Origin of the sequence: Clostridium subterminale, from assembly GCF_039521425.1 — a bacterium.
GTDB lineage: Bacteria > Bacillota > Clostridia > Clostridiales > Clostridiaceae > Clostridium_J > Clostridium_J subterminale.
The window spans coordinates 198,570-210,371 of record NZ_BAAACI010000008.1; the positions used below are offsets into that span (position 1 = coordinate 198,570).

The window sequence follows — 11,802 nt, forward strand, 5'->3', positions numbered from 1 at the left end:
CCTTATTGTTTATTAAATTATTTTTTAAACACAAATACTTCTACATAGTTGTTCCTATGACTTACCTTTTTAACTGGTGTCATAATAACCGACTCCGTATTAGGATAGATACTTTCTAAAACATTTGAAAGGTTAGATAACCTATTTAAACTTATTTTTATATACTTAATCAAACTTCCCTTTGTCACTGTCTTAATGTCGTTAAAATCAGCCATTCCTATACCATAATCTGCTGGTTCATATTTCTCTATCATATCTAGATAAGACTCAATATAATCCTGACTCATCAAGCTCAAAATCAAGCAATTCTTACACCTCATTTTTGCTTATAACATTATTTGTTATTAGTGTCTTAATTCTCACATTAGCTAATTACCAATTATTAGTTATTTGCTTTATTATACCAAATATTTTCTTGCAATTAAATTAATTTCGTAAAAAAGAATTCATATTGGTTCTATTGATATCATTGGGTAGATTATTCACAATACGTTTCCAACCATTTTAACAATTAAGTTCCAAAAGAAAAATCACCTCTCTATGACTGACCTGCTGATATAGTCAAGTCCTAGAGAGATGATTGCATTTATAATATAATATTGGTGGAATATTACACTACAAATTAATTGAGAAAAGCTCCGGCTCCTTACAGGTGGCTCCGTATTGTTCTTCTAGCTCATGCATATGATAAACATACCCTTGATCATCAAAATATTTTGCCTGCTGTGGACAGCGTTTTATACATGCGCAACATTTAATGCATATTCCTGAAACAAGAGCTAGATCCATTGAATCAATAGCACCTATTGGACACATACCTATATATTTTCCACAAGTGGTAATTTCAATGATTACAATAAATTCTTGTGTTCATCTTAAAAAATCTCTTACTTTTTCTCTTGATTTTGGGATAAGTAAAAAGCTCACAGACAAAGTCTGTGAGCCGTGAAATTAAAACTTTATTTAACCTAATTAAATTCTTTTTTATAAAAAGTAGTGGTTTATTGTTTAGTTACATTTACTTAGACTTACAACAGTTTCAATATGAGGATTATCATGTAATTTGAAATTAAAATATATTAATATAAATAAATATGGATACTTAATGTACATTCTGGGCTTGGATAACTTATTGCTTCTTTTTAATAATATATGTTTCGATAGCTTCTATGAATTTCTCTACACCTCTTTATTTTCATTGTAGAAATAAAACTATAATATTTATCAAATATTTGCTTAGAATTTAAACGCGTTGCAGAATCTGTTAAAAAAGCCGATTCCGCAGCTCCTCTTTTCCTGTTCTCATTTAATGCTTTTATTATTCCATTAGCACTTTTTATACCTATACCATGACCAAAATAAGTTCCATTACCTAAATTAATAACATTTTCTCCCTGCCATTCAGGCGTTGCCGGGTTTACATCAGGGCTTTTAAAATATTGACAATCTCCAGGAAAGAACTCTGTTACATTGCCATATTGTTCTATATAAAGGTTTCTACTTATATATTGCCAGTCTAATAAATATATCCTTGGAAACATTTCATTAAAAACCTCTTCAGGAAGTAGGTTAACAAGTGCCTCATAATAAATAATAACTATTGCAGTGGCACACTCAGTACCATATTCTGAACTATTAATAAAGATATCCTTTATAGCATCAGATGGCTTTATATATTCTTTTAACAAAAAACCACCTTCATCAGTACGCCGCCAGTAATCTGTATTACATTTTGATTTACGAAAGGTCGTAAAACTCATATCATTTCCATCTAATTCCCTAGCTGCTCCAACAATATTTGCTCGTAGTTTTACGGCAAAATTTAATTGATCTAGTGAGTCATATCTATAAACATCTTTACTTGATACTAACTTCTCCGCAATCTTTCTTTCAAGGCTATTTGGTGGATACTCAGCAGCAATTTTATCTCTGGTAACTATATTACCTGAAATTATACTCATCGTATTCCTCCTATTCTAACAAATCTTATTTGTTCCTCTATTGGACACTCTAGCCACTCCTGCCACTTACATATGTTATTATGATGTAACATAACAGAAAAATCTGAAAGTAATTTTTGAGTATTCTTATCTAACCTTTTAAACTCATCTATCAATTTACACTCTTTTCCGCTTAAAATCCTTAATATTTTCCCGGTATCAATTGATACCGGTTCACATAAATACTTTGCTTCTAAAACTACCCTATAAATTACAGGGTTTTTGGTTTGCTGAAAACCTTCCCCTGTAAAGCGCAGAAACAGATTATTTTTTCCGAACCAATCAAGAAAATATAGGTATTGTTTTTTGATATCTACGTTCTCTCGTATACCTATGCCTGGCACAAAACTCAAAAGCTCCTGTGCTAATTCAACATCTTTCAACTCTTTAGATTGTAATCTTTCTGAAATAATGCTTAAACTTATAGGATCACGTGATTCAAAAAAAGCCCAGGCTAAATCATGTATTAGTAATCCTTGTTTATATCTCCTAAAAATCATTTCTGCTATTATCGGCAGTACCGTTTTATCCCTATATATTTTTATTAGAAATATTGCAGTCATATCTAAAATTTCATCATATTGATCATTCAATCCATCGTTAATGCACCCTGTTTCTAGCATCCACTTTAAAGCAGAATGAACTGCTTGTATATAGTCAAAGGAAAGATATTCGACATCTGAAATGTTTTCTTTACTTAACAATATTTCACTTGTAATTTCCAAAGCAATTCTATTTCGTATATTTAACTTCTTAAAGAGCTTTAATTCTTCAATTTCAGGCTTAAGCACAAAAAGTGGAGTAAAATGCAAGTTTTCATCATTAATTAAATTTAGAGCTTCTTTCTCATTAGCTTTGGCTAGTTGATAAAAAAAGGATCTAATACTCTCCACCCAACTATCATCTATTCTTTTATCTAAGAGATTTATGGTGTTTAAATTATAGATATACACATATTCTCCCCCTTCATTTTTATGGTGCTAAACCATATCGTTATTTACACTTGCTGAAAATTATAATTTACTAGCTGAAATGATTCTTATATCTTACCACTTACAAAACATTTGAATATCTAGGTCTGAGAATCTTATGATGTGCTTCACTTTTATTACATACATAAATGTATATGACACCATTTTAAAAAAATCACTCTTTTATTTATTTTTAATTAATAGATATCTTTTAGTAATGCTAATAAATTATACTTATTCATTAGATAAATAAACTGCGATGTTCAGTCATTGAGGTTAAAATGTCTGATAAAAAAGGAATCTCCTATTGCTTTTTACTAGACATGATTTAAACCAGCACTTCGCTTAAGGGATAACTCAATGTTTCCATAGAAGAGGTATCCAATTCGTCTGATGATAATATCAGGGTCCTCCTTCATTCCGGCAGCAATCTAGCGTGGTACCATTTCAGTGATTTACCCTGACTTCTATATCTTCTTTGATTTGAATATAAACATATCTTTTAGCATTTTGTATCATTTTTAAGTAAGAGAGCTTGATTTCAAATAAGAATTTCTATGTAAAATAAAACAATCACCTCTCTATGACTTACCTGCTGATATAGTCAAGTCCTAGAGAGATGATTGCATTTATAATATAATATTGGGGGAATATTACACTACAAATTAATTAAGAAAAGCTCCGGCTCCTTACGGGTGGCTCCGTATTGTTCTTCTAGCTCATGCATATGATAAACATACCCTTGATCATCAAAATATTTTGCTTGTTGTGGACAGCGTTTTAGGCATGCGCAACATTTAATGCATATTCCTGAAACAAGAGCTGGGTCCATTGAATCAATAGCGCCCATTGGACACATATCTATACATTTTCCACAGTTAATACAGTTTTCATTTGTTTTAGGCTTTACCTTGCGTATATCAATAGGATTTCCTTTACGGTCCCTTGGAGTATAATATGCATGTAAAGGCATATTTCCCTTTACCTCAAGCAAATCTTTTATAAGCTCATTATCCCTGGAGAGATGATGGATAATTTGGGCTGTCTTATCTGCGAGGCTGTCTGCAATCCTTAGGTCTTCCGCATCTGGCCTTCCTGCTGCTAACACCTTAGAAAAAGAGTGTTCACCAATAAATGCTCCTGCAGAAATTGCATGAAATTCATTCTTCTCTAACTCTGTTTTTAATTCCATAAGGGCATCATCATAATTTCTATTTCCATATAACACTATGGGAACAGCCATGGATCCATTCCCTTGCATAGTTTTTATATATGGAAGGATAAGATTTGGTAGCCTGCCTGCATAAACAGGTAGACCAATTACTACTAAATCTGTTTCACTAAATACTAATTTTCTCATTCTAGCCTCATAAGCTGTAAAATCAATTTCATTTATTGGAAGGTCTAATGCTGTACTAATTCCTTTCGCAACTTGAGTTACTATTGTTTTTGTAGTTCCTGTACCTGAAAAATACACTGCAAAAATTTTTTCAATCTTCATTATACTACCTCCTTTACTACACACATAGTTCCCATTGTCTAATAAATCACTTAATTTTATACAAATTCCATCATATCAGCAAAGGCTTGTATTGCTGTACGAGCTTGTCCAAAATCCCTCATCTGCTGGTCAATACCTAATTTAATATGTGGAACACCAGCCTTATCAAGGGCTTGCTTCAAGTATGGATATTCCATTTCTTCAGGGTCACAAAATTGCTGCATAAAAAGAATTAATCCATCTGCACCGCTCTTCTTAACTAAATCAGCAATATATTCTCCACGACGGTTTTTATTAGCATGACAATCATATAGTAATACATCGTAATCCTGATTTGCAAACTGTAATGCTAATGCTCTCATAGCGTCATCATCTTCTGGCACATCCACAAGGAAGGAACGGCTTTCATTAGCAACATCATCCGCTACGATTGCAATGTTATTCTCTTCAAAAATCGAAAGCAATGCCGGATTATCGCAGATAATTCCAGATGTAACTACCTTTCTTCCCTGCCAGTCACATACTGTAAGTACTCTTAACGCTTCATTTAATTCATTTAATTTCTGTGTATATTCATCTTTCATCATAAACCATGATGCTTTTAGAACCGAGCTTCGTTTGGTAGGTGTAATCACATCACAATGCTCTGCTGCAAGTTTTACAAACTCTCTGCGTGCTCTGCGGCTGTCATTATATACACTAATTGCATTCTTTATATCATCATTAGAAATTTGCTTCCCGCTTATTTTTTCAAGCTCATTCTTTATATTTGTATATTGAGATATTGTAAATTTAAGTCCATTTTCATCAAAACGATTCTGAGGGTGAGCTAAAAATATAACTTTTAACTTTTCTCCCATGGCAATACGTATATTCTGGCTCATTGGACGAAGTGTATCACAGATTGTAGGTGTTATTACACCATCAAGCATATCCATTGTTCCATCAAGCATCATTTCTAAATCAAGCTGTGCGATTGTACAGTAAAATGTTGCACAGTATTCTTTTGCACGGCTGATAGTCTTCTTGTTTGAACCCCACATTCCAAATGGCATCATGCCAGCTGCATAAACAAGCTCCTCAGGTGCAAAATATGGCATTACTCCAACTGCCTTTTTTCCACTAGCCTTGCAGCTTTCTAATTGTCTTTTAGGATTTTCTGAAACCTCTTTGAAATCCTTTATTAATGCTTCAATCCTCATTACTATTTGCCCTCCTTTGCCTGCTTATTAGCTTCCATAGCTTCCACTAGACCTTGTACACGAGTCTCATACTGCGCTGTATTAAAGTTACGTGGGTCAGCCTGGTCACCATCAAAACCAGTACATGGAATTCCTAAATCTTTTGTAAAGCGTCTCTGCATTTCAGCCATATATCCGCTCCATGGCTTACAGCTTCTGTTATAATGTACTAAAACTCCATCAACTTTGTTTTCAACGCAGATACCCTCTCTCCAAGCAACCCCCTGCTCAAGGCATACTGAATTTGGTGCAGTACAATACGCACGTGCCATAGAATCCATATCGTCATATACAAATCCAAAGGCCGGGGCATAAACAACAGCTGTTACATTTATACCATTTGCCTTTAGAGGTTTAAATAATGCTGGAAGTCCTGGCCAGCAAGGAATTCCTTCAAACATTATACGATGCTTTTCAGGAAATGCCAATGTTGATTCTCCCTTTTTAACATTCTCTTCTAATTCAGTAGCCAAAAGTTCAAATGCTTCTGCTGCCTCAATCTTTCCACGTGCTGTAACTACGTCAGCCATATGGTTAAACAAATCAAATCCGCTCATTGGTGATGGCTTGTACTGAAGATAATTACAAACATTTAACCACGCTTTTGCTGTACGATTTGCATTTGCACAGGCTCTCTTGAATTTTTCTTCATCAAATTTAACTCCACTGATTTTTTCTAATTGTTCAATTGCCTTATCAAACTGTCCACGAACATATGCAACATATGTATCATCTATAGTAACAGTGTTATTATATGGAATATCAATCATAATTAGTGGAATATTATGCATACGTGCTATATTTTCATACCACTTTGTCATGCAGTTACAAATATTATTACAGCAAAGTACAAAATCTGGCTGTGGCATCTGCATCTGTCTGAAACGATGTATAGCAGCTAATGCTCTTTCCTTCTCCTCGCCTTCTTCCATGGCATTAATTTCATTTAAGTCCACAAGCTCTGTATAAGGAGTCATTGTCTTTGGGTCTTTCACTGGTTTTCCAGTTTCAGGGTCTATAACAGCATTCCCATTTTCATCTTTAAGAGGCTTTCCGCTATTAGGATTGATTATATATGCCCCTGTCTCATGATCATATTTGTTAGCACCTCTTTTTCCTGCAGCATATGCAAGGCTTATTCTAGCATAACCACATATATCATTATCATATCCTAACTCTTCTGCCGCTTTACACATTACTTCTCCATCATGTTGTGCAGCAATACCCGCCGCTTGATTTTCTGGATATACAACTTTAAGTCCAAAAGCTTCTGCGAGCTCACAGGGGAACTTTGAAGATGACCATCCTATCGACTCTCCTTGTTTTTTTGCTTCTCTAGCAGCAGCGTAGACATCCTCAACAACTTTTCTTAAAGCCAGTATCCCTGGGCTGGCACCTTTTTTCTTTTTTACTTCAGAAGTTTTTTTATTTTCTATTTCAGACATACTTACACCTCATTATCTTTTTAAATTAACAATGTAAAATCTTATATACACTACAACCCGGGTAATGTGGATTTACACATTACCCGGTATCTTCATTTTTATAGTATTATTATTTTTGAGCCTTTTTCCATGCAAACAGTGCAGCACCAAGAGCTCCAACATATTGAGTCATGGGAGTGGTATGCACTTTGTGGTCCAATGCTTCCTCTAATGACTTTACAACATCTTTGTTCTGTGCAACACCGCCAGTCATAACTATGTCATCCTGCAATCCTACACGGTGTGCTAGTCCCACTACACGAGCAGCCACTGCACGGTGAATTCCATGGATAACATCACATTTGTCACTGCCTGCTGCCAATTGGCTTATGACTTCACTCTCTGCAAATACTGTACATGTTGAACTAATGGAAACCTCTTTGGTAGACTGTGACCCTAACTTTTCTAAATCGTCAACATTTACCTCCAGAGTCCTTGCCATCACATCCAGAAAGCGACCTGTCCCTGCTGCACACTTATCATTCATCTGAAAGTTAATCATACTTCCGTTTTCAATATGCATAACCTTCACATCCTGTCCACCAATATCAATTACCGTATGCACATTAGGAAACAAGAAGTTTGCACCACGGGCATGGCAGCTCAACTCACTCATCTGTTTATCAGCGAAATCCATCAACATGTTCCTGCCATATCCTGTAGCTAGTACACATGCCATGTCCTCTCTTTTCATACCGGTTTCATTCAACACTTGGGCAATTGCACGCTCAGGACCGCTCGTGCCAATTCCCACACCTACTAATGACTTGCCTACAATCTCTTTTCCATTTTTCAAAATCACACATTTTGAAGCTGTTGAACCCACGTCAACGCCAAGAGTATAAATATCCATTTCTTGACCCTCTCACTATTTGTTATTTATAGCATTATAATCACGAATAACTCTTGGAAGAATCATCTGATGTACTGGACAAATTGATTTTGGATTCTGATATGCAGAAGCAGTAAATGCAACCATATATTTTCTAAGCATTGGCATATCAACGATTTCATCAACCATACCTGTTTTTGCACAATACTCTGGTTTAGATTTATCAATATATTGCTGAATCAATTCATTCATTTTATCTATTGTTGGCTGAAGATCCTTTCCTGAATCCTGATCCTTTACAAGACGTCTGCTGTACATAGCACCAGCAGCTGTCTTACCATACATAACGTTGATTTCTGTTGCAGCAGTTCCAATACTGAATACATTATTATCATTGCCTTGTGGTCCACCTAAAACATAGTGAGCTGCAGCTGTTCCTTTTCTTAATGTAATCTCAACCATTGGAAGTCCACTATTTTGGATAGAATAAATCAGGCTCTGTCCAAGACCTAATAATTCTGCCTTTTCAGCTTCATTATCTACATCAATTCCTGTTGTATCTTGAACCCAAATCATTGGTATTCTATCTCTTGAACACATAGTTACGAACTCATTCATTTTGATTAGGCCCTGACGGTAAAGTTTCCCACCCATTCCAATAGCGCCTTTTCCTCTGTATTCTGGATAGTTAGGATATCCTCTCATTGGAAGAGCTCCCTGCTGGTTAGCTACAATACCAACAAGTAATCCATCAATTTTAGCAAGACCTGTAATCATTTCTGGTCCATAACCCTTTTTGAATTCCATGAATTCGCTTCCATCTACAAGTACTTTTAATACATTGTACATATCATATGCTTTTCTTGTATTCATAGGCACAATATTATATAGATTGTTTCCATCTATAGTTGGTGCCTTTGGTTTGTCTACACGGAAGAATTCTGGATTGTAACCTGGAAGATAATCCATATACTTTTTAATAGAATCAAGAACACCAAGCTCTTCACTATAAACTTCACGGAAGAATCCAGTTTCATTGTAATGTATAGTAACAGAACCTGGAGGATCCATCTTCATTTTACGAGTCTGATCAATCATTGCCTGCGCGCCTTCAACATCCACATATGGTTTTGAGTCCATTCCTCCAACTATACCTGCTCCTCCTACTGCCATATTTGCCTTTTCATGTGCAAGCAGAATTGTTGGACTAATGCTGTGATAACCGCCTCCTGCAGGATTTGTTCCGTAAATACCTACAATTACAGGAATTCCAAGCTGATTTAATTGTGCATTTCTGTAGAAAGGTGTACCACCTCCACGACGATTTGGATATACTTTCTCTTGTTCGTCTAGTTTAACTCCAGAGCAATTCAATATGTAAACTAGTGGAATATCAAGCATTTTAGCAGTGTCACTTCCTCTTAGCAGATTATCTGCTTGTCCTGCAACCCATGCACCTGCCATCTTCTTATTATCTGATGCTATTATAACTGCCCATTTTCCATTTACACGACCTAAGCCTTTTACTATTCCAGTACTTACAATGCCAATCTTTGTTTCATTATTATCTTCTGGATTATAAAGACTGTTCAAAGGACAAAAACTTCCCTCATCTACAAGGCTTAAAATACGTTCCATTGAAGTCATCTGACCCTTTGAATGTATCTTCTCATCAGGTGTTCCTGCTGCTAGCATTTCCTTGATTTTTCTATTTATATCTTCCTCTACTGCTTTTAATTCTTTTACATTTTCCGGATTTTCATGAAAGGTATCACCCTTTATAACATTCATAGCTTGAAAATAGCCCGGCATTGAATAATTCCCCATAATTCGTCTCTCCTTTCGCTTCTACCAATCCATTCACTTGTTCATAAAATCACGTCTATTTATTAGCAACCTTTGGCACTTTAATAAATGCCTGACCTGGATCAATCTCTTCACGTATAATTCTTATAATTTCCTCGGATGGTCCTTCCATCAGCTCTGCACGGGAAACATCCACATCAAAGCCTGTATTTTCCTTAACCAATTCTGGTGATGAGAATGGATAGTAGTATGCCAAATACATACGCTTTGTAACTTCATCAAATTTCATGATTCCAAGGTCTGTTACTACCATCAATGGTCCACGGTTACCTGGAACCCCAGCCTTTTCACGTCCTCCTGGACCATCTGCCCATCCAAGGCTTGTAACATAATCTATTTTATCTATAAAACGTCGTTTTTGATGCTGCATCATTATAACTGTATTACAATACGTTGCAATCCCATTAGCTCCACCTGATCCTGTAAAACGTGTTTTAGGATTATGATAATCTCCTATGCATGTAGAATTCACATTGCCATATGGATCTATCTGAGCCCCTCCGATGAAAGCTACTAAACGATCTTTATCATGAAGCCATTCATTTGTTTCAAAACCAACAAAACGAACATTTGGCCACTGTACACCACACTGTGCCATGAAACGGTTGTCTCCTACGCTTCTTGGAACTTCAATTGGAGCACAATCCATAAGACCACTTTCCACGATTAGATGACAGCTTGGACATACTACTCTTTTAGCTAATGAAGCACCAATCAGTGGAAGTCCTGTACCTACAATAACAATCTGGTTTTCGTGTATATTCTTTGCAATGGCATAAGCCTGCATTTCCTGTTTCGTATAATTACTGTAATCAGACATTTTTATAAACCTCCTTATTGCACTTTCCCTGCATAACCAAGTCCTGGAACATTCTTAATTGATACTAGACGAGCACCACCTATTTTGTCTAGAAGTTCATTATGATCCTTCACGCTATATACCCATTTTTTCACAAAGTCTTTAAATGTTTCTGGCTTATTATTTGGATTATACTCAATTCCTTTTTTGATTGCTTGTTTTATAAGTTTATTTTCTGCATCTTCAGCATCTGCATATTTAGATGCCTCATCATATTCTTTAAGCGCCTGTCCATCCACATCATAGTAGTTGTAGCATTGTGAAGGCCATGCCCCGAATGGTGCATGAACAACTGCACTGACACATTCACTGAAAACTTTAGTAAGTGAAGGATCTCTACGTATAAATTCGTCACTAACTAGTTCTTCACAGGTAACGATTACCTTTTTAGCTGCAATTGCAATGTCCACATCGTGGAATTCATCTCCTTCAATAATGCATGTTCCATCTGGTGATGCCTTCTGTACATGTATTATTGCAGTATCTAATCTTGGAACAGGTACAGCAATTACTTTTTCACCTGGATTAAATGGATTTTCAACTTCTACAAACTTATCATTATCCAACTTATCAAGTGTTTTTCTTGCTTCTTTGCTGATTCCCCAGAAGTCTGTTAGTCCAGAGCCCTGCATAAGACGTACTGGCAAATATGGAAGTCCTAATGATGCAGCATGCAATTGAAGCATAATTACATCCTGGCTATAATCTTCGAATGTTAATTCACCTTCCTCGATTGCTGCACGAAATCTACGAGACACATTTGTATACCCTGAGTTAGCTGTATAGCAGTTTATATAAGCTTGCACACGTTTTTCGCCTATCAACATATCCCAGTCTCCACCTGCTGGACCTGCCCATACTGTAAAATCCTTTTGTCCTTGGCGTAAAATTTCATATACTGCAGCATAAGGCTTTCTATTAGTAGTAAATCCTCCAAAACAAATGGAATCACCACTTTCAACATATTTGGCAACAGCATCATGCATAGTCATTACCTTGTTCACAATAATCCCTCCTAAATAACCTGATGTAAACTTTTATATTAACT

Annotated in this window: 11 protein-coding genes and 1 pseudogene; all 12 read right to left on the reverse strand. The window is 35.7% G+C overall.

The genetic code is table 11. The features are described 5' to 3' along the window. Positions 1-17: 17 nt before the first annotated feature. Positions 18-287 carry a hypothetical protein gene (locus ABDZ93_RS17460; RefSeq protein ID WP_343827800.1) on the reverse strand — a complete coding sequence of 90 codons (270 nt, stop codon included), beginning with the start codon at positions 285-287 and terminating at the stop codon, positions 18-20. 328 nt (positions 288-615) lie between these two features. Continuing rightward, positions 616-816 carry a hypothetical protein gene (locus ABDZ93_RS17465; RefSeq protein ID WP_343827801.1) on the reverse strand — a complete coding sequence of 67 codons (201 nt, stop codon included), beginning with the start codon at positions 814-816 and terminating at the stop codon, positions 616-618. A 326-nt stretch (positions 817-1,142) separates the two neighbouring features. Further along, positions 1,143-1,961 (reverse strand): protein-glutamine gamma-glutamyltransferase, encoded by an 819-nt coding sequence (locus tag ABDZ93_RS17470; RefSeq protein WP_343827802.1) that lies wholly within the window; start codon positions 1,959-1,961, stop codon positions 1,143-1,145. Further along, complete coding sequence (locus ABDZ93_RS17475) at positions 1,958-2,953, reverse strand: hypothetical protein (RefSeq protein ID WP_343827803.1); 996 nt, start codon at positions 2,951-2,953, stop codon at positions 1,958-1,960. Before ABDZ93_RS17475 ends, ABDZ93_RS17470 begins: the two co-directional genes overlap by 4 nt. Positions 2,954-3,288: 335 nt before the next feature. After that, positions 3,289-3,402: pseudogene (locus ABDZ93_RS17480) on the reverse strand (TetR family transcriptional regulator); the annotation flags it as partial. A gap of 227 nt (positions 3,403-3,629) precedes the next feature. Next, positions 3,630-4,472 carry an EFR1 family ferrodoxin gene (locus ABDZ93_RS17485; RefSeq protein ID WP_343827804.1) on the reverse strand — a complete coding sequence of 281 codons (843 nt, stop codon included), beginning with the start codon at positions 4,470-4,472 and terminating at the stop codon, positions 3,630-3,632. A 56-nt stretch (positions 4,473-4,528) separates the two neighbouring features. Beyond that, positions 4,529-5,674, reverse strand: a complete 1,146-nt coding sequence (gene hgdB, locus ABDZ93_RS17490) for a (R)-2-hydroxyglutaryl-CoA dehydratase subunit beta (RefSeq protein ID WP_343827805.1) — start codon at positions 5,672-5,674, stop codon at positions 4,529-4,531. Between the two features lie 2 nt (positions 5,675-5,676). After that, positions 5,677-7,158, reverse strand: coding sequence for a (R)-2-hydroxyglutaryl-CoA dehydratase subunit alpha (gene hgdA / locus ABDZ93_RS17495; RefSeq protein WP_343827806.1), 1,482 nt, complete (start codon positions 7,156-7,158; stop codon positions 5,677-5,679). Positions 7,159-7,267: 109 nt separating this feature from the next. Beyond that, positions 7,268-8,050, reverse strand: a complete 783-nt coding sequence (gene hgdC / locus ABDZ93_RS17500; RefSeq protein ID WP_343827807.1) for a (R)-2-hydroxyglutaryl-CoA dehydratase activase HgdC — start codon at positions 8,048-8,050, stop codon at positions 7,268-7,270. 15 nt (positions 8,051-8,065) lie between these two features. Next, the gene (locus tag ABDZ93_RS17505; protein WP_343827808.1) at positions 8,066-9,856 is read right to left on the reverse strand and encodes an acyl-CoA carboxylase subunit beta; all 1,791 of its coding nucleotides are present in this window, start codon (positions 9,854-9,856) and stop codon (positions 8,066-8,068) included. Between the two features lie 55 nt (positions 9,857-9,911). Further along, positions 9,912-10,715 carry a glutaconate CoA-transferase subunit B gene (gene gctB / locus ABDZ93_RS17510; RefSeq protein ID WP_343827809.1) on the reverse strand — a complete coding sequence of 268 codons (804 nt, stop codon included), beginning with the start codon at positions 10,713-10,715 and terminating at the stop codon, positions 9,912-9,914. Positions 10,716-10,729: 14 nt separating this feature from the next. Further along, entirely contained in the window at positions 10,730-11,758 is a 1,029-nt protein-coding gene (gene gctA / locus ABDZ93_RS17515) for a glutaconate CoA-transferase subunit A (protein WP_343827811.1), read from the reverse strand. Between the last annotated feature and the right edge of the window lie 44 nt (positions 11,759-11,802).